We start from the raw sequence: 17,725 nt of genomic DNA, 5'->3' as shown, positions 1-17,725 counted from the left end.
GCACGGCGCGGTCTTGCGTCAAGAGTAATGCGTAGGCAAAAGAAACTCCCTAGTGCTCGGGGAGGATCTTTTCCCGTAAGTTTCCGATCTTCGTCGGCGGTGGAGCGCCCCGCCCGGCCAGGCTCGTGCCGTACGGAACCGTCCCCTCCACAGGAGAGCCGCATGACCGCCGAGCCGAACGCCGTCTGGGAGATCCCGCGCCACGGGAGCGCCTGGGTCTACACCGCGGGCGAGCACCTCGCCAGGCCTGTGATCCTCGTCGGCGACGCCGGCACCGAGCTCCCGGCGCTCGCCGGCAGCCTCGCCCACGAGGCGTACCCGCTCCTCCCCGCGCTCCACGCGCGCGGGTACGACCTGATCCTGCTCGGACTTCCCGAGGACAGCTCCATGACCGGCGCCGGCGGGGCCGTGCAGAACACCGTCACCCGCGCGCTCGCGGAGCAGTACGGCTCCGCCCCGCTGACCGTCGGGGGCACGGGGCAGGGCGCCCTCGCCGCCCGCTACGCCCTCGCGGGCATGGAGTACCAGCGGATCGACCACCGGACGGGGGTGCACTTCTCCCACAACGGCGCCGAGCCGGAGCTGGAGGACGAGGCCGAGCTGAGCCGCATGGGCGGGCGGCCGCAGCGGGCCCGCTTCCTGCGGTTCGTCGACGAAGGGGTCACCGACGGCCTCGACGAGGCGACCGCCGACGAGACGCTCACCCTCGCGGCGGGCGCGTCCGGCCCGCTCCTCTCCGAGGCGTACGGCTCCCGACTGCTGGACCGCCTGCCGCGGTGAGGACGACGTGGTGCCCGGAACCGGACTCGAACCGGTACGGCCAAAGGCCAGCGAGGTTTAAGCTCGCCGTGTCTGCGTTCCACCATCCGGGCGTCTCCGCGAAGCTCCGCGTTGGCACATGAGCCTATCGGGACGTTTTCCCTCGATCAGCGGAACGTCAGCCCGATGTTGTCTTATTTTATTGACGACTGAGGGTGCGTCAGTGCAGGTGGGAGCCCTTTCGTCAAACTGTGGCGGGGGTCGCAGGCGCAAAGCCGCACCTCCTGGAATGACGAAAAGTCATCGCACTTCTGTCACGTCGGCGCGACGGCGCCTCTCAGGGGCGCCGTCATACCTCAGGAGGAGTCGGCGACCTCCCGGTCAGACTCGAGACGGCCCCGGGAACGGGCATGTGGGCGGACGACCGGGGCCATAACGCCCGAGACGATGGAGGGGTTCCCGCATCACCGTCGCAGTGACAGGAGTCCTCCCGTGACCACCACCCCCACCGTGTCCCGCGCCACCGCGGTGGCCGCCCGCGCCACGGACCTCTCGAAGGTCTACGGACAGGGCGAGACCCAGGTGGTCGCCCTCGACCACGTCACCGTCGACTTCCGCCAGGGCGAGTTCACCGCGATCATGGGCCCCTCCGGCTCCGGCAAGTCGACGCTCATGCACTGCGTCGCCGGCCTGGACTCCTTCTCCTCCGGCTCGGTCCGGATCGGCGAGACCGAACTCTCCACCCTGAAGGACAAGCAGCTCACCCAGCTGCGCCGGGACAAGATCGGCTTCATCTTCCAGGCCTTCAACCTGCTGCCGACGCTGACCGCCCTGGAGAACATCACGCTCCCGATGGACATCGCCGGCCGCAAGGCAGACAAGCAGTGGGTCCAGCAGGTCATCGACATGCTCGGCCTCTCCGGCCGGCTCAGCCACCGCCCCTCCGAGCTCTCCGGCGGCCAGCAGCAGCGCGTGGCCGTGGCCCGCGCCCTCGCCTCCCGCCCCGAGATCATCTTCGGCGACGAGCCGACCGGAAACCTGGACTCCCGCTCGGGCGCCGAGGTCCTCGGCTTCCTGCGCAACTCGGTACGGGAGCTGGGCCAGACCGTCGTCATGGTCACCCACGACGCGGTCGCCGCCTCCTACGCGGACCGCGTGATCTTCCTCGCGGACGGCCGGATCGTCGACGAGATGCTGCGCCCGACGGCGGACGGCGTCCTCGACCGCATGAAGGCCTTCGACGCCAAGGGCCGTACGAGCTGACGCGGCTCCGCGCCGCTCCCGTCCGCCGCCTCCTCGAACTTCAGGACCCACCCATGTTCCGTACCGCCCTGCGCAACGTCCTCGCGCACAAGGCGAGACTGCTGATGACCGTCCTCGCCGTGATGCTCGGCGTGGCCTTCGTCTCCGGCACCCTCGTCTTCACCGACACCCTCTCCAACGCCTTCCGCAGCCAGTCGGCCAAGAGCTACGACGACGTGGCCGTCGCCGTCGACATGTACCCGAATCCCGAGGAGGCCCGGAAGGCCCCCGGCCTCTCCCGGCAGGACGTCGACAAGGTCGCGAAGCTCGACGGGGTCGCCTCCGTCGCCGCCCGCGTCGACGGCTTCGCCGGCGTGCCCGACAAGAACGGCAAGCTGATCGGCAGCGGCTGGTCGAACAAGGGCACCAACTTCGCCCCCGGCAAGGACGGCAAGGACCGCGCGTACGCCTTCACCGCAGGTACGGGCCCGGCCGAGGCCGGCCAGATCGCGCTCGACAAGGACACCGCCGACAAGGGCGGCTACAAGGTCGGCGACACCGTCCGCGTCGCCACCAACGGCCCGGTGAAGGAGTACACCCTCTCCGGTGTCTTCACCACCGAGGACGGCGCCGTCAACGCCGGCGGCAGCCTCGTCGTCTTCGACACCGCCGTCGCCCAGAAGCTCTACCTGAAGCCCGGCTACTTCCAGAGCATGACCGTCACCGCCGCCCCCGGCGCGGACGACGCCAAGCTCCTCGACGAGGTCCTGAAGGTCGTCCCGAAGGCGGCCACCGCCCAGACCGGGCAGGCCCTCGCCGACCAGCAGGCCAAGGACATCGAGGCCGGCCTCGGCGCCCTCAACCAGGTCCTCCTGGGCTTCGCCGGCATCGCGCTCTTCGTCGGCATCTTCCTGATCTCCAACACCTTCACCATGCTGGTCGCCCAGCGCACCAAGGAACTCGCCCTGATGCGCGCGGTCGGCGCCTCGCGCAAGCAGATCACCCGCTCCGTCCTCGCCGAGGCCGGTCTCGTCGGCCTGGTCGCCTCCGCCGTCGGCTACGTCCTCGGCATCGGCCTGGCCGTCGGCCTCCGCTCGGCCATGAGCGCCTTCGACCTGAAGGTCCCGGCCGGCGACCTGGTCCTCGAAGCCACCCCGGCCGTCGCCGCCTTCGGCGTCGGCGTCCTGATCACCATGCTCGCCGCCTGGCTGCCCGGCCGCCGCGCCGCGAAGATCCCGCCGGTCGCCGCCATGAGTAGCGTCCACGCCACCCAGAGCACCAAGTCGCTCGTCGTGCGGAACTCGATCGGCGCCGTGCTCACCGCGCTCGGTGTCGTCCTGATCGTGCTCGGCGCCGGCACGGGCGGCGACGACGGCCGCATGTACATCGCGGGCGGCGCGTTCCTCACCCTCATCGGCGTCATCGTGCTGATCCCGATGCTGTCCCGGCCCGTGATCGCCCTGATCCGCCCGCTGATGGTCGGCGGCTTCGGGGTCTCCGGCAAGCTCGCCTCCCTGAACGCGGTCCGCAACCCGCGCCGCACCGGCGCCACCGCCTCCGCGCTCGCCATCGGCCTGACCCTCGTCACCGGCCTCTCGGTGCTCGGCGCCACGGTCGGCTCGGCCATCGACAAGGCGACGACCGACCAGATCAAGGCCGACTACATGGTCAGCATGGCCAGCGGCACCGGCCTGAGCCAGGAGGCGCTGACCGCCCTGGAGAAGGCCCCCGGCGTCACCGCGGTCTCCCCGCAGCAGGCGGGCGCCTTCGACCTGAAGGGCTCCTTCGCCTCGGTCTCCGGCGTCACGCCCGGCGCGATCGAGAAGGTCCTCAAGCTGAACGTCGTGAACGGTTCGCTGTCCTCCCTCGGCGGCAACACGATCGCCGTCGACGACAAGACCGCCGCGAAGCGCCACCTGAAGGTCGGCGACACCGTCCCGGTCGAGTTCCTCGACAAGCAGAAGGGGAAGCTGACCGTCGGCGCGCTCTACGAGGCCAACACCTTCGTCTCGCCGGTCCTGGCCGACACCGCGCTGATCAGCGCGCACGAGGAGCAGGCGGAGATCCGCCAGATCTTCGTCTCGACGGACGGCGGCGCGAGCGACGCCCACCGACAGGCCCTGTCGAAGGCCATGGGCGACAACCCGGCGATCGAGGTCATGGACCACAAGGAGATCCGTGACACCTTCGGCGGCCCGATCAACGTCCTCCTGAACATCGTCTACGGCCTGCTCGGCATGGCGCTGATCATCGCCGTCCTCGGTGTCGTCAACACCCTCGCGATGTCCGTCTTCGAGCGTCAGCAGGAGATCGGCATGCTGCGGGCGATCGGCCTCGACCGGCGCCGGGTGAAGCGGATGGTCCGTCTGGAGGCCGTGGTCATCTCGGTGTTCGGCGCGGTCGTCGGCATCGGCCTCGGCTCCTTCCTCGGCTGGGCGCTCGGCGAGACCTTCAAGAGCAGCCTGCCGGGCTACGTCCTGGTCCTGCCCTGGGACCGGATCGGACTCTTCGTGGTCCTGGCCGCCCTGGTCGGCGTCCTCGCCTCCCTGTGGCCGGCCCGCAGCGCCGCCAAGCTGAACATGCTCAGCGCCATCAAGGCCGAGTAGACCGACCCGTACGGAGAAGAGGGCCGGCCCCCACGTGGGGGCCGGCCCTCACCCGTTCACTCCTGCCAGACGCGCGGCCGCAGCGCCGTGCCGCTCTTCCCCGACACCGGGGTCTTCACGGCGAGGAACTGGTTCACGCCGATCCGGTTGCGCTCGAAGGAGACCGCCGAGGCCGCCATGTAGAGCCGCCAGATCCGGGCCCGGCCGGGCGAGGTGAGCCGGACCGCCCGGTCCCAGTCCGCCTCCAGGTTGGCCACCCAGCGGCGCAGCGTGAGCGCGTAGTGCTCGCGGATCGCCTCCACGTCCCGGACCTCGAAGCCGGCGTCCTCCAGGGTCGTCAGGGTGCGGCCCATGGGGGAGAGTTCGCCGTCGGGGAAGACGTACGCGTCGATGAAGGCGTCGACCTCGTAGGCCTCCTCGTCGGGCTCGGGACGGCGGGAGATCTGGTGGTTCAGGAGCCGCCCGCCGGGCTTGAGGAGGGCGTACAGGTCGTCGGCGTACTCCCGGTACTTCGCGGCGCCGACGTGCTCGGCCATGCCGATGGAGGAGATCGCGTCGTACGGGCCGTCCGAGACGTCCCGGTAGTCCTGGACGCGGATCTCGATCAGGTCGGTGAGGCCCTCGTCGGCGATCCGCTTGCGGGCGTAGGCGGCCTGTTCGCGGGAGAGGGTGACGCCGACGACCCGGGCGCCGTACTCGCGGGCCGCGTGGATGGCCATGGAGCCCCAGCCGCAGCCCACGTCGAGGAGCCGGTCGCCCTCCCCGAGGTTCAGCTTGCGGGCGATGAGGTCCAGCTTGTCGCGCTGGGCGTCCTCGAGGGTGCCGTCCTCCGTCCAGTACGCGCACGAGTAGACCATCGAGGGGCCGAGGACGAGCTCGTAGAAGTCGTTGCCCACGTCGTAGTGGTGGCTGATCGCCTGCCGGTCGCGGTGCTTGGTGTGCCGGCTGCCCCGGCGGCCGCGCATCTCCTCGGCCGGCGGCTGCGGCGGCGGCAGCGGCCCGGCGAGCCGCAGCAGGGCGCGGACGGCGGCGCGGAGCTTGGGGTCGCGTACGGAGTCGAGGAGGCCCCTGGTCTCCCCGCCGCGCTCCCACAGGAGGCCCGAGAGGCGGTCCAGGAGCTCGTAGAGGTCTCCCTCGACGTCGATCTCACCGGCCACCCAGGCGCGGGCCAGGCCCAGTTCGCCGGGCTTCCAGATCAGTCTCCGCAGGGCCCGGCGGTCGCGGACGATCAGGACGGGGCCGTCGGCGGGGCCGGCTTCGCTGCCGTCCCAGGCTCGCAGACGGACCGGGAGCGGTCCTCCGAGGAGTTCCTCGGCGAGGGTCGTCAGCCGCGACGCGGCGTCGGCCATGGTGCACACCTCCGTGATCTTCTTGCCCCAGAAATGTTCGTCACCAAGGGAACACCGTCAGTAGGCGTTTGCAGTCCCGGCCCGCGCAACAAGTCGGCAAAACACGCGAAGGGCCGTCCGCACCACGGATGGCGGACGGCCCTTTTACGGCCTTGCGTGTACTGCTGGTACTGCGGGTATTGCGGGTACTACAGGGGTGCTACGGGTCAGGCCTTGGCCTTCTCCTGCGCCGGGGCGGCCGGCGCCGGGGCGGGCTTGGCCGCCTCGTAGAACTCCTCGCGCGGCGTCTCCATGGCGCCGAGCGACACGACCTCGCGCTTGAGGAACATGCCGAGGGTCCAGTCGGCGAAGACGCGGATCTTGCGGTTGAAGGTCGGCATCGCCATGCCGTGGTAGCCACGGTGCATGTACCAGGCGAGACGGCCCTTGAGCTTGATCTTGAACTTGCCCATGACGATCATGGCGACGCCCTTGTGCAGGCCGAGACCAGCCACCGCGCCCTTGTTGGCGTGGCTGTACTCCTTCTGCGGGAAGCCGCGCATGCCGGCCACCACGTTGTCGCCGAGGACCTTGGCCTGGCGCAGTGCGTGCTGGGCGTTCGGCGGGCACCAGGCGCGCTCGCGCGGGACGCCGGCCTTGATCGCGGCCATGTCCGGGACCTGGGCGTTGTCGCCCGCGGCCCAGACGTAGTCCATGCCGTTGACCTGGAGCTTCTCGTTGCAGTCCACGTGGCCGCGGGGGCCGAGCGGCAGACCGAAGCGGGCGAGCGCCGGGTTCGGCTTCACACCGGCGGTCCACACGATCGTGTTGGAGTCGACCTCGAGGCCGTTCTTCAGCACGACGTGACCGTCGACGCAGGAGTCCATGGAGGTCTCGAGGTAGATCTCGATCCCGCGGGACTCCAGGTGCTCCTTGCCGTACTGGCCGAGCTTCGGGCCGACCTCGGGAAGGATCTTGTCCGCGGCGTCGACCAGGATGAAGCGCATGTCCTCGCGCGACACGTTCTGGTAGTACTTCGCGGCGTCGCGGGCCATGTCCTCGACCTCGCCGATCGTCTCGGCGCCGGCGAAGCCACCGCCGACGAAGACGAAGGTCAGCGCCTTGCGGCGGACCTCCTCGTCGGTGGTCGAGTCGGCCTTGTCGAGCTGCTCGAGGACGTGGTTGCGCAGGCCGATGGCCTCCTCGATGCCCTTCATGCCGATGCCCTGCTCGGCGAGGCCGGGGATCGGGAAGGTGCGCGAGACCGCGCCCATCGAGATGACCAGGTAGTCGAACGGCAGCTCGTACGCCTCGCCGACGAGCGGCGCGATCGTGGCGACCTTGCGGTCCTGGTCGATGGTGGTGACCCGGCCGGTGAGCACCTCGGCTCCGCGGACGACGCGTCGCAGCGGGACGACGACGTGACGCGGCGAGATGCTGCCGGCGGCGGCTTCGGGGAGGAAGGGCTGGTAGGTCATGTACGACCGCGGGTCGACGACCGTGACGGTCGCTTCCGCGTAGCGCATCTTCTTGAGGATGCGCCGAGCTGCGTACAGGCCTACGTACCCGCCGCCTACTACGAGGATCCTGGGACGCTCCGTGGTGCTCATGGCATCGAGTATCCACCCCTCATGTGGGGGGTGCTCGTGCGCCCCTTCACAAGGTTCGGGGACACCTCTGCTACACTCCGCCGCCCACGTGATCCACGTCATGGTGCTGCAAAGGAACCGGGGTGCACTGGTGAACGTTGTTCACCCCTACTGAACTGGCCTGGAGAGCCCCTGTTAACGCCGAAGCGGAGCCCCGCTTCACACGATGGAAACATCGAGCGAATCGGCCTCCGCACCTGCGAAAGGGCCCCGAGACCCCCCTCGGAGGGCCTAATGACCTTCCTCGGGCGCCATCAGGGCCCTTTTCCTTGTGAAGAACTTCACGAACTTCTGTCGAAAGGCTGTCCCGGGAGGGCTCGATAGCCGCCCGCTATGCCACGGATAGGGCGATCCCATCGAGGATGTCGTGCTCGCTGACGACGACCTCGCGGGCCCCGACGCGCTCCACGATCTCCCGGACGACCAGCGCCCCGGCGATGATCACGTCGACCCGCCCGGGGTGGATGACGGGGATCGCGGCCCGCTCGTCGTGGGTGGAGGCGAGCAGCCGGTCGGTCACCTCGGCGACCTGGGCGGCGGAGATCCGGGAGTGGTGGACCTTCTCGGAGTCGTACTCCGGGAGCCCGAGGGCGATCGCGGCGACCGTGGTGACGGAGCCGGCGAGCCCGACGAGGGTCTCGGCCGAGTCGATCGGGACGGTCTCGGCGGCCAGGTCGAGCGCGGTACGGATGTCGGCGCGGATCGCGGCGACCTCCTCGGCGGTCGGCGGGTCGTGGCGGACGTGCCGCTCGGTGAGCCGGACGCAGCCGATGTCGACGGAGCGGGCGGCCTCGACGTGCTTGTTGCCGACCACGAACTCGGTGGAGCCGCCGCCGATGTCGACGACAAGGCGCCGGTCGCCCCCGTGCAGCTCGCCGGTGGCGCCGGTGAAGGAGAACTCGGCCTCCTGGTCACCGGTGATGACCTCGGGCTCGACGCCCAGGATCTCCACGACCCCGTTCACGAAGTCCTGGCGGTTCTCGGCGTCGCGGGAGGCGGAGGTGGCGACGAAGCGGAGCCGCTCGGCGCCCAGCTCCTTGATGACCTCGGCGTACGCGCGGCAGGCGGCGAAGGTCCGCTCCAGGGCCTCGGGGGCGAGCCGCCCGGTCTTGTCGACGCCCTGCCCCAGCCGGACGATCGTCATCCGACGGTCCAGCTCGATCAGCTCTCCCGTGTCCGGGTGGACGTCGGCGACGAGGAGGCGGATGGAGTTCGTACCGCAGTCGATTCCGGCGACCCGGGTCACTTCTCCTCGCCCTCCTTCTCCGCGCACGGGTTCACGCACGGGCCCTTCGCCCACCACTCCGGCAGCATCGCGAGCGCCTCGTCGCCGAACGGGTTCACGCCCGGTCCGGCGACCAGCGAGTGGCCGACGAGGACGTGCAGGCACTTGACCCGGTCCGGCATGCCGCCGGCGCTCGGGAAGCCCTCCAGGACCTCGATGGCGTCGCGGCGGGCGATGTAGTCCTCGTGCGCGGCCCGGTAGGCGGCGGCGAGCTCCGGGTCGGTGGCGAGCCGGGCCTGCATCTCCTTCATGACCCCGTTGGCCTCCAGGGTGCCGATGGCCGAGGCCGCCCGGGGGCAGGTCAGGTAGTACGTGGTCGGGAACGGCGTGCCGTCGGGGAGCCGGGGCGCGGTCTCGACGACGTCCGGGTTGCCGCACGGGCAGCGGTGCGCGATGGCGCGCAGACCGCGGGGCGGGCGGCCGAGCTGGAGCTCGAAGGCGGCGATGTCCGTGTCGGTGGGCTCGGTGCGTTCGGTCTGCGGAGGGGGCGTTTCCATCTCGGATCCTGGAGTTGTTCAGTGGCGGTCGGCGTTGTCCACGCCGTCCCACAGGTTGTCGTACCAGGGGCGGTCCGCCGCGCCCTGGTCGGCGCGGGGCCGTTGCTCCGCGTCGGGGTCGTTCACGGTGAAGCCGGTCTCGCCGGGGAGCACGTAGTGCAGGTGCTCGCGGGCGAGGCGGCGGACGTAGGCCGGGTCCTGGAGGCGGGCCTTCTCGTCCTTCAGTTCCTCGACCCGCCGGGCGGCCTCGGCGGCCCGGCGCTCCTGCTCGGCGATCTCGCCCTGTTGGGAGACGTAGCTCCGCATCGGGTAGGCGAGCGCCACGACGAGGGAGCAGACCACGAGGGCGAGGAAGGCCGCGCGGCCGGTGAGCCGGGAGCGGCGGGCCTGGCGGCGGGTCTGGGAGCGGTAGACACGGGCGGCGGTCTGCTCGCCGAGCAGCCTGATCCGGGTCGCGGTCGAGAACCGGTCCCGGTTCTTCGCGGCCATGTCGTGTCGCCTCCCCTGTTCACGCGTACGTCCCCGCACACGGTACGGGACCGAGTACGGGGACGGACGGAAGCGGCTCTACGGGGTTCAGCCCTTGAAGCGCGGGAAGGCGCTGCGGCCGGCGTAGACGGCGGCGTCGTCGAGGATCTCCTCGATGCGCAGCAGCTGGTTGTACTTGGCGACGCGGTCCGAGCGGGCCGGGGCGCCGGTCTTGATCTGACCGCAGTTCACGGCGACGGCGAGGTCGGCGATGGTGACGTCCTCGGTCTCACCGGAGCGGTGGGACATCATGCACTTGAAGCCGTTGCGCTGGGCGAGCTCGACGGCGTCGAGGGTCTCGGTCAGCGAGCCGATCTGGTTGACCTTGACCAGGAGGGCGTTGGCGGTGCCCTCCTCGATGCCGCGGGCCAGGCGCTCCGGGTTGGTGACGAAGAGGTCGTCGCCGACGATCTGGATCTTGGAGCCCAGCTTGTCGGTGAGGACCTTCCAGCCGGCCCAGTCGTCCTCGAACAGCGGGTCCTCGATGGAGACCATCGGGTACGCGGAGACGAGCTCCTCGTAGTACTCGGTCATCTCGGCGGCCGAGCGGGACTTGCCCTCGAACTCGTACTTGCCGTCCTTGTAGAACTCGGACGCGGCGACGTCGAGCGCGAGCGCGACGTCGGAGCCCGGGGTGTAGCCGGCCTCCTTGATGGCCTCGACGATGAGGTCGAGGGCGGCGCGGTTCGACTCCAGGTTCGGGGCGAAGCCGCCCTCGTCGCCGAGGCCGGTGGAGAGGCCCTTGCGCTTCAGGACGGCCTTGAGGGTGTGGTAGATCTCCGCACCCCAGCGGAGGGCCTCGGAGAAGGACTCCGCGCCGATCGGGGCGATCATGAACTCCTGGATGTCCACGTTGGAGTCGGCGTGCGACCCACCGTTGAGGATGTTCATCATCGGAACGGGCAGCAGGTGCGCGTTCGGGCCGCCGAGGTAGCGGAAGAGCGGGAGGTCGCTGGCCTCGGAGGCGGCGTGCGCGACGGCGAGGGAGACGCCGAGGATGGCGTTGGCGCCGAGCGAGCCCTTGTTCTCGGTCGCGTCCAGATCGAACATGGCCTGGTCGATCAGGCGCTGCTCGGTGGCGTCGTAGCCGACGAGCTCCGGGCCGATCTGCTCGATGACGGCGAGGACGGCCTTCTCGACACCCTTGCCCAGGTAGCGGTTGGGGTCACCGTCGCGGAGCTCGATGGCCTCGAAGGCACCGGTGGAGGCGCCGGACGGAACAGCAGCACGGCCGGTGCTGCCGTCGTCGAGGCCGACCTCGACCTCGACCGTGGGGTTGCCTCGGGAGTCCAGGATTTCCCGGGCTACGACGACGTCGATGGACGGCACGAGCATCTCCTTTTTGGGATGTGACGCTGGATGTGACGCAAGGTCGGTGCAGGGTCGCTTGGCCTTGCGACAAGAGCCTAACCGGCGCGGGCGCTCCCGCCCGCCGGGCGCCCGCCCCCTGGGACGAAAAAGGACCCAAGGGCATGCATTGGGGGACGAAGACACCCTTATCTACTGGACAGTAACCACGAAGTCCGCCCCGAGCGGGGAGTGCTCCCCTATAAGAGGGAACCCCGGTCCGGCGCGCACGGGGGAAAGGCGCGCCGGACCGGGGTGGTCACCGCGGGAGGGTCGTCGGGGCCGCGTGAGCCGCCGGACTCACGCGAACCGCCGGGGTCACTTCAGGTGGAGCTGCTGACCCGGGTAGATGAGGTCGGCGTTCTCGACGACGCCCTTGTTCAGCTCGAAGATCTTGGCCCAGCCGCCCTCGACGTGGTGTGCCTCGGCGATCTTGCTGAGGGTGTCACCGGTGACGACCTTGTACTCGCCGTCACCCTTCTCGACCTTCTTGCCGGTCGGGGTGGTGACGGTCTTCTTGGCGGCCTTCGGGGCCGCGCGGTGCTCGCTGCGGGTGGTCGGCTGCTCGGCGCGACGCTCCTGCTTCGGGGCGGCCTGCTGCTTGGGGGCGGCCTGCTGGGGCTCGCTCTGCTGCGGGGCGGACTGCTGCGGGGCCTCGGCGGCGCCGCCGTCGTAGGAGGCACCGGAGAGGCCGACGCCGCAGCTCGGCCACGCGCCCTTGCCCTGGCCCGCGAGGACCTTCTCGGCGATGGCGATCTGCTGGGACTTCGACGCGAGGTCGGCGCGCGGGGCGTAGGCGGTGCCACCGAACGCGGCCCAGGTGGAGTTGGTGAACTGGAGGCCGCCGTAGAAACCGTTGCCGGTGTTGATGGCCCAGTTGCCGCCGGACTCGCACTGGGCGACGGCGTCCCACTCGGAGGCGGTGGCGGCCGAGGCGGTGCCGGCGGTCATCAGCGGGGCGGCGACGGCGATGCCGGTGACGCCGACGAGGGTGACGACCTGGGTGGCCTTGGAGGGACGGCGGTGTTTGCCCTTGGCGGAAAACAGCATGGGAATTCTCCTCACCGACGCCTGTGAGGTGAGCTGTCGGGTTCGGGCCGGAAAGTTGCCCGGCCGCGTGTCCTTGCACGCGGCTTCACCCCAAGCCGATCGTCGGCCGTCTGTCTCAACGGCCGGGACCGGCACTTACCTTGGGTCCCCCACTCCTGCCTTCGGCGCTTGCGCGACGACTGTTCCCATCGGCCGACGGCAGGATTCGGCGTTTCGGTCGACGGGGCCCGCGGTGGCGAGCGGTGACGACCGTAGACACAGACCCACCGGAAGTTCAAAGAGGCGCATTGCGGAAAAATCGCCCCTGCTTGCCCTCCGGTGGGCGGTGTTTGCGCAGGTGAGAGGTGACGGGAGCAAAGTTTGCGGACGTGACACGCCAGTTGGGACGAAGAGACCCATGTCTCACTTGCCCAGAACCGGACATAAGACCGCGAACTAACCTTCCGCCTGTACCGAACCCGCCGTCAGGTCGAGGCTCTGACCAGGCAGGATGAGGTCCGGATCGACGCCCACCGTCTTCCGGTTGGCGTCGTAGAGCGCGGTCCAGCCCCCGGGGAGTTCGTTCTCCTGCGCAATGCCGGACAGGCTGTCACCCGGCTGCACGGTGTACTCGCCCGAAGTGTCCTGACTGTCCGTTGCGCCCGAATCATTCGCCTCGTCAGTCACGGGCGTGGCGTCGACCTTGTCGGCCGACTTGTCCACACCCGCCGCATGCTTGCCCGTTTCAGTTGAACTGTCCGGCTTGCCGGATTCCTCCGGCGCGGCCTCGCCGCGATGCTTGCCGGTACCGGGCGTGGCCGACGGCACGTCACCCTTCGGCGTGTCGGATGAATCCGGCGTACCGGGCGTAACGGACGCGTCGGGGGTACCCGGGGTCGCCGGCGTGGCGGGCGTGGCCGGAGCCGTCGTCGACGCGCCCGGTGTGACGGAGGTCGCGGGAGCGGTCGGCGCGGCCGGGGTCGCGGACACCGCCTCCCGCGGGGAGGAGGCCGTCGACGCGTCACCCGCGGTGCGGTTGGACTCGGGCAGCGGTCCGGCGGGCGTCGTCGGGACGGCGGCCGGACCGGGGTTCACGCCCGTGGCCTTGCCGTCGTTCTTCAGGCCGGCGATCGGCGCGCAGGTGGCCCACTCGGTGCTGCCCTGGGCGAGCGCCTTCTCGGCCACCGCGATCTGCTGGGCGCGGCTGGCCAGGTCGGGGCTGGGCGCGTACGCGAGGCCGCCGTGCCGCTCCCAGCTGTCCTGGGTGAACTGGAGGCCGCCGTACATGCCGTTGCCGAAGTTGGCGCTCCACTGGCCGCCGGACTCGCACTCGGCGACCCGGTCCCAGGTGGGGGCGTCGGCGGCGGAGGCGGATCCGGTGGCGAGCAGCGGCAGCGCCATGGCGGATCCGGTCACGCCCGCGGCGACGACGAGGGCGGGGGCCTGACGGGGGCGACGGTGTCGTCCGTTCCCGGAGCGCATAGGAACGCCTTTCGCGTGACGGCTGAGACTGCCGGGAAACGTAGCCGCATTCGAACGTCCGTCACAAGTCGATGGCGCCACGATCACGCGAAGATCACATTTCTGACGGATCCTCAGTACCCAGGACCGGTACGGAAGGGGAGAACTCCACCGGAAGCGTCCGCAAACCACGCATGATGAGCCCGCCGCGCCACCGCAGTTCGGCCGGATCGGCGGCAAGTCGCAGGTCCGGCAGGCGAGTCAGCAGCGTCGCGATCGCCGTCTGCCCTTCGAGGCGGGCGAGCGGCGCGCCCAGGCAGTAGTGGATGCCGTGCCCGTAGCCGAGGTGCTGGTTGTCGCGCCGGGCGAGGTCGAGGGTGTCGGGACCGTCGAAGCGCTCCGGGTCCCGGTCGGCGGCGGCGAGGACCACGAGCACAGGATCGCCCGCCGGGATCTCCTGCCCGCCGATGGTCAGCGCCCGCGTCGCGTACCGCCAGGTCGCCATCTCCACGGGCCCGTCGTACCGCAGCAGCTCCTCGACGCCGGTCTCCAGGAGCCCGGTCTCCCCGGCGGCGAGCGAGGCCTGGAGCCGCTCGCGCTGTCCGGGGTGGCGCAGCAGCTGGTAGACGCCGTTGCCGATGAGGTTGACGGTCGTCTCGAAGCCGGCGAACAGGAGGATGAAGGCCATGGCGGCGGCCTCGTTCTCGGTGAGGTGCTCGCCGTGGTCGGAGGCCTTGATGAGCCCCGAGATGAGGTCGTCCGCCCCTTCTTGCCGCAGGCCTTCGCGCTTTCGGTGGATGAGCTCGGCGAGATAGCCGCGCATCTTCTTCACCGACCGGGCGACCCCGCCGCGCGGCCCGCCGCCGTGCCGGATCATCATCCCGGCCCAGTCCCGGAAGTCGTCCTGGTCCTCCGCCGGCACGCCGAGGAGGTCGCAGATCGCGTAGATGGGCAGCGGGAAGGCGAACTCGTGGATGAGGTCGGCACTCCCCCGCTCCACGAAGGAGTCGATGAGCCGGTCGGTCAGCTCCTGCACGCGCGGGGTGAACTCGGCGACCCGGCGCGGGGTGAAGGCCTTCGAGACGAGCCGCCGCAGCCGGGTGTGGTCCGGCGGGTCGATGTTGAGCAGGTGCGTCATCAGCTCGGCCTTGCGCTCGCCCGGGATGCCCGTCTTCCCCTTCGCGTGCGGGGACTCGTCGTGGTGCGCGGGGTTCTTGGAGAGCCGCTGGTCGGCGAGGGCCTGCCGGGCGTCCGCGTACCGCGTCACGAGCCAGGCCTCGACGCCGCTGGGCAGCGTCGTCCGGTGGACGGGCGCGTGCTCCCGCAGCCAGGCGTAGGCGGGGTACGGATCGCTCGCGAACTCCCAGGTGAAGAGCTCGGGCATGGGGGCGGGGCCGGGGGTCGTACTCACGGCACGACCGTACAGGGCGCCCCCTGCGGCCCATTCGCGGAGAAGATGTGATCAAACGGTGTGGGTTGTGCCCTAGATTCTTGTCAGTGGATCCCCAGCTGCTCAGAAGCACGTTCGCGGTCGTCGAGAGGCGGGCCGAGCACGCCGTCACGTTCTTCTACTCGCACCTCTTCTGGAACAACCCCGGGGTGCGCGAGCTCTTCCCCGAGGACATGCTTCCCCAGCGGGACCGGCTCTTCGCGGCGCTCACGCACGTGGTGACGCACCTGGAGGACCCCGGGCTCGCCGGCTACCTCGGGCAGCTGGGCCGCGACCACCGCAAGTTCCTCGCCTCCCCCGCGCTGTACGCGGCCGTCGGGCAGAGCCTGCTCGCCGCGTTCGCGCACGCCGCCGGTGCCGTCTGGACGATCGAGGCGGAGAAGGCCTGGACCGAGGCGTACGGGCACGTCGCCGATCTGATGCTGGCGGGCGCCGACACGGCGGCGACGGCCGGGGAGCCCGCGTGGTGGGACGCGGACGTCGTCCGGCACGAGCGGTACGGCGACGACCTCGCCGTCCTGACCCTCCGCCCCCGGCAGCCGATGCCGTTCCGCCCCGGCCAGTACGTCGGCGTCAGCTCGCTGCGGGTCCCGCGCGTCTGGCGCACGTACTCCCTCGCCGACGCGCCCCGCCCGGACGGCACGCTGGAGCTTCACGTGAGCCGGATCGCGGGCGGCGCGATGAGCACGGCGCTGGTCGAGGAGACGGGCCCGGGCGAGGTGCTGCGGCTCAGCGCCCCCGGCGGCGGGCTCACCGCGCGGACCCCGCCGGGCGGACTGCGCACCTATATATGCGGGGGTACGGGCTGGGCCCCGGTGCGGGCCCTCCTCGTGGAGGCCGCCGGGGCCGAGCCGGAGCTGGAGGGCCGGCTGTTCGTGGTGGCCCGCGCGAAGGAGTACCTGTACGGGCGCGAGGACGCCGAACTCCTGAAGGAACGCCTCCCCGGCCTCAGCGTCACCTACATCACGGCCGCGCCCCGCCAGCGCAGGGACCAGGCGACGGAGCGACTGCTCCAGGCGCTGCGGGCGTGCGTCCACTGGGCGGCGCACGATGTGTACCTCGCCGGTCCGCCGGCGTTCGTGGCGGAGGTCGCCGAGGTCCTGGAGGAGCTGGGCACCGACCCGGCGCGGATCCACCGCGACACCCTGCCGTACGTCGGCCGCTTCGGCACCCGCCCGAACACCGCCGCCGAACGCCTCCTGGGCCCCCCGGCCCCCCTCTGGCACAACCCGGAGGCCCGGGCGCCGCGCGAGACGTGAGCCCGGGCGTCAGCGCCGCGCGCGCCACCGCCGCACGGCGACCCCTGCCAGATCCACGACGCCCAGCAGGGTGAACAGCGCGGCGACGATCCGAATCCAGACCGCGTGGCCGTCGCTCACTGCCTCCCAGCCGAACAACGCGACCATCATGGCCGTGAGGCCGGGCGCGTCGTCGGAGGACGACTTCCGCACCGTCTTCTTCGGGGCACTCGCCGCGCTCGTGCCTTCCTCGGCCGGGTCCGGCGCGGCCGAGCCCAACGCGGTCGAGCCCGGCTCGCTCGTCGCCGGCGCGGTCGTCGTCGGCGTGCCCGTCACGTCAGGCCCTCCGCCGCGCGGATCGCGTCCCGGTACGTGCGGGCGGCGGCCCGCAGCGCCGCCTCCGGGTCCACTCCGGCCGCGTCGGCGCGGGCCGCGAGGGCGAGCAGTTCGTAGCCGATGCCCTCGGCCGCCGGGAGCTTCACGTCGAGGCCCGCCGTCCGGACCCGCCCCGCGAGCTTCGCGGCGAGCGCGAGCCCCGGCTGCCCGAGCGGCACCCCGTCCGTGACGGACTCCCGCTGCTTCTCGATCGCCTTGGTGCGCAGCCAGTGCGCGTGGACGTCCTCGGGGGTCTCGGCGGTCGCGTCGCCGAAGACGTGCGGGTGCCGGTGGACCAGTTTCTCGACGAGCGTCCCGGCGACGTCGTCCACGGAGAACGGCTCCTCCGCGTCCTCCTCGGCGATCCGGGCGTGGAAGACGACCTGGAGCAGGACGTCCCCGAGCTCCTCGCGCAGCTCCCGCCGGTCGCCCTCCTCGATCGCCTCGACGAGTTCGTACGCCTCCTCGATGGCGTACTTGGCGAGCCCCTGGTGGGTCTGGCGCGAGGTCCAGGGGCACTCGCGGCGGATGCGGTCCATGATCTGCACGAGGTCGAGGAGGCGGGCGCCGGGCAGGTCGTACGAGCCGGGCAGCAGCTCCAGGTCGGGCATGGACACGCGGCCGGAGCCGGCGAGCCGGGCGAGGCCGTCGGTCAGCGTCCGGTCGCCCTCGCCGGAGGGCAGCAGCAGGACCGTACGGCCTCCGGCGCAGGCCTCGACGAGCTCCTCCGCGGTGGGCCGGAGGTGCTCGACGGCGACGCCCGCCTCCCGCAGGTACGGCAGCTGGGGGTGGTCCTCGTCGGGGCAGAGCACCCGGTCGGCTCCGTGCAGCGCCTGCCAGGCGGGCCAGGACAGCAGTCCGGGCGCCACGCGGTGGCTGGCGGTGAGCAGGACGATGCGGCCGGGGCTCTCAGAAGTCACCCCTCGAACCT

At 71.0% G+C, this 17,725-nt stretch carries 15 protein-coding genes, 1 tRNA gene and 1 riboswitch; of the genes, 4 read left to right on the top strand and 12 right to left on the bottom strand.

Annotated features, from left to right (window positions below):
• Window positions 1-162 precede the first annotated feature (162 nt).
• The gene (locus ACFYX3_RS28725; RefSeq protein ID WP_389019142.1) at window positions 163-780 is read left to right on the top strand and encodes a hypothetical protein; all 618 of its coding nucleotides are present in this window, start codon (window positions 163-165) and stop codon (window positions 778-780) included.
• Between the two features lie 8 nt (window positions 781-788).
• Here ACFYX3_RS28725 and ACFYX3_RS28720 read toward each other — a convergent pair.
• Window positions 789-872: transfer RNA gene (locus ACFYX3_RS28720), tRNA-Leu, on the bottom strand.
• 379 nt (window positions 873-1,251) lie between these two features.
• Between ACFYX3_RS28720 and ACFYX3_RS28715 the strand changes: the two genes are divergently transcribed.
• Both ACFYX3_RS28715 and ACFYX3_RS28710 read left to right on the top strand, forming a co-directional pair.
• On the top strand, window positions 1,252-2,022 hold the full coding sequence (locus tag ACFYX3_RS28715; protein ID WP_041129567.1) for an ABC transporter ATP-binding protein: 771 nt from the start codon (window positions 1,252-1,254) through the stop codon (window positions 2,020-2,022).
• 53 nt (window positions 2,023-2,075) lie between these two features.
• Complete coding sequence (locus tag ACFYX3_RS28710) at window positions 2,076-4,607, top strand: ABC transporter permease (protein ID WP_389019137.1); 2,532 nt, start codon at window positions 2,076-2,078, stop codon at window positions 4,605-4,607.
• A 56-nt stretch (window positions 4,608-4,663) separates the two neighbouring features.
• Here ACFYX3_RS28710 and ACFYX3_RS28705 read toward each other — a convergent pair whose 3' ends face one another.
• The 9 genes from ACFYX3_RS28705 to ACFYX3_RS28665 all read right to left on the bottom strand — a co-directional run bounded on the left by ACFYX3_RS28705 (window position 4,664) and on the right by ACFYX3_RS28665 (window position 15,115).
• A complete protein-coding gene (locus tag ACFYX3_RS28705) occupies window positions 4,664-5,956 on the bottom strand; it encodes a class I SAM-dependent methyltransferase (protein ID WP_389019133.1) in 1,293 nt (430 codons plus the stop codon).
• 206 nt (window positions 5,957-6,162) lie between these two features.
• Complete coding sequence (locus ACFYX3_RS28700) at window positions 6,163-7,545, bottom strand: NAD(P)/FAD-dependent oxidoreductase (RefSeq protein WP_376582094.1); 1,383 nt, start codon at window positions 7,543-7,545, stop codon at window positions 6,163-6,165.
• Between the two features lie 370 nt (window positions 7,546-7,915).
• The gene (locus ACFYX3_RS28695) at window positions 7,916-8,830 is read right to left on the bottom strand and encodes an exopolyphosphatase (RefSeq protein ID WP_389019128.1); all 915 of its coding nucleotides are present in this window, start codon (window positions 8,828-8,830) and stop codon (window positions 7,916-7,918) included.
• On the bottom strand, window positions 8,827-9,366 hold the full coding sequence (locus ACFYX3_RS28690; RefSeq protein ID WP_116160610.1) for a DUF501 domain-containing protein: 540 nt from the start codon (window positions 9,364-9,366) through the stop codon (window positions 8,827-8,829). Before ACFYX3_RS28690 ends, ACFYX3_RS28695 begins: the two co-directional genes overlap by 4 nt.
• An 18-nt stretch (window positions 9,367-9,384) precedes the next feature.
• Complete coding sequence (locus tag ACFYX3_RS28685; RefSeq protein WP_382659706.1) at window positions 9,385-9,855, bottom strand: septum formation initiator family protein; 471 nt, start codon at window positions 9,853-9,855, stop codon at window positions 9,385-9,387.
• Between the two features lie 87 nt (window positions 9,856-9,942).
• Window positions 9,943-11,229 (bottom strand): phosphopyruvate hydratase, encoded by a 1,287-nt coding sequence (gene eno, locus ACFYX3_RS28680; RefSeq protein WP_389019121.1) that lies wholly within the window; start codon window positions 11,227-11,229, stop codon window positions 9,943-9,945.
• Between the two features lie 330 nt (window positions 11,230-11,559).
• Complete coding sequence (locus ACFYX3_RS28675; RefSeq protein WP_389019118.1) at window positions 11,560-12,291, bottom strand: transglycosylase family protein; 732 nt, start codon at window positions 12,289-12,291, stop codon at window positions 11,560-11,562.
• A 3-nt stretch (window positions 12,292-12,294) separates the two neighbouring features.
• Window positions 12,295-12,468: riboswitch (cyclic di-AMP (ydaO/yuaA leader) on the bottom strand.
• A gap of 258 nt (window positions 12,469-12,726) precedes the next feature.
• Window positions 12,727-13,752 carry a transglycosylase family protein gene (locus ACFYX3_RS28670; RefSeq protein WP_389019115.1) on the bottom strand — a complete coding sequence of 342 codons (1,026 nt, stop codon included), beginning with the start codon at window positions 13,750-13,752 and terminating at the stop codon, window positions 12,727-12,729.
• A gap of 94 nt (window positions 13,753-13,846) precedes the next feature.
• Entirely contained in the window at window positions 13,847-15,115 is a 1,269-nt protein-coding gene (locus ACFYX3_RS28665) for a cytochrome P450 (protein WP_389019246.1), read from the bottom strand.
• A gap of 113 nt (window positions 15,116-15,228) precedes the next feature.
• On the opposite strand from ACFYX3_RS28665, the gene ACFYX3_RS28660 reads away from it, so the two are divergent.
• A complete protein-coding gene (locus ACFYX3_RS28660) occupies window positions 15,229-16,440 on the top strand; it encodes a globin domain-containing protein (RefSeq protein ID WP_389019112.1) in 1,212 nt (403 codons plus the stop codon).
• A 9-nt stretch (window positions 16,441-16,449) separates the two neighbouring features.
• Here the strand turns inward: ACFYX3_RS28660 and ACFYX3_RS28655 are convergent, their stop codons facing one another.
• On the bottom strand, window positions 16,450-16,755 hold the full coding sequence (locus ACFYX3_RS28655; RefSeq protein WP_389019109.1) for a hypothetical protein: 306 nt from the start codon (window positions 16,753-16,755) through the stop codon (window positions 16,450-16,452).
• On the bottom strand, window positions 16,752-17,714 hold the full coding sequence (locus ACFYX3_RS28650) for a nucleoside triphosphate pyrophosphohydrolase (RefSeq protein ID WP_389019105.1): 963 nt from the start codon (window positions 17,712-17,714) through the stop codon (window positions 16,752-16,754). Before ACFYX3_RS28650 ends, ACFYX3_RS28655 begins: the two co-directional genes overlap by 4 nt.
• Window positions 17,715-17,725 lie beyond the last annotated feature (11 nt).

Origin of the sequence: Streptomyces sp. NPDC002463 (genome assembly GCF_042889835.1) — a bacterium.
Lineage (GTDB): Bacteria > Actinomycetota > Actinomycetes > Streptomycetales > Streptomycetaceae > Streptomyces > Streptomyces nymphaeiformis.
Note: the sequence above shows the minus strand (reverse complement) of the source record. Positions and strands in the feature narration are given on the sequence as shown.

Excerpts from the sequence above, each read along its gene's own strand:
- ACFYX3_RS28725 (WP_389019142.1), top strand. The coding sequence starts at position 163 with ATGACCGCCGAGCCGAACGCCGTCTGGGAGATCCCGCGCCACGGGAGC.
- ACFYX3_RS28710 (WP_389019137.1), top strand. The coding sequence starts at position 2,076 with ATGTTCCGTACCGCCCTGCGCAACGTCCTCGCGCACAAGGCGAGACTG.
- ACFYX3_RS28705 (WP_389019133.1), bottom strand. The coding sequence starts at position 5,956 with ATGGCCGACGCCGCGTCGCGGCTGACGACCCTCGCCGAGGAACTCCTC.
- ACFYX3_RS28700 (WP_376582094.1), bottom strand. The coding sequence starts at position 7,545 with ATGAGCACCACGGAGCGTCCCAGGATCCTCGTAGTAGGCGGCGGGTAC.
- ACFYX3_RS28690 (WP_116160610.1), bottom strand. The coding sequence starts at position 9,366 with ATGGAAACGCCCCCTCCGCAGACCGAACGCACCGAGCCCACCGACACG.
- ACFYX3_RS28685 (WP_382659706.1), bottom strand. The coding sequence starts at position 9,855 with ATGGCCGCGAAGAACCGGGACCGGTTCTCGACCGCGACCCGGATCAGG.
- eno (WP_389019121.1), bottom strand. The coding sequence starts at position 11,229 with ATGCTCGTGCCGTCCATCGACGTCGTCGTAGCCCGGGAAATCCTGGAC.
- ACFYX3_RS28675 (WP_389019118.1), bottom strand. The coding sequence starts at position 12,291 with ATGCTGTTTTCCGCCAAGGGCAAACACCGCCGTCCCTCCAAGGCCACC.
- ACFYX3_RS28670 (WP_389019115.1), bottom strand. The coding sequence starts at position 13,752 with ATGCGCTCCGGGAACGGACGACACCGTCGCCCCCGTCAGGCCCCCGCC.
- ACFYX3_RS28665 (WP_389019246.1), bottom strand. The coding sequence starts at position 15,115 with ATGCCCGAGCTCTTCACCTGGGAGTTCGCGAGCGATCCGTACCCCGCC.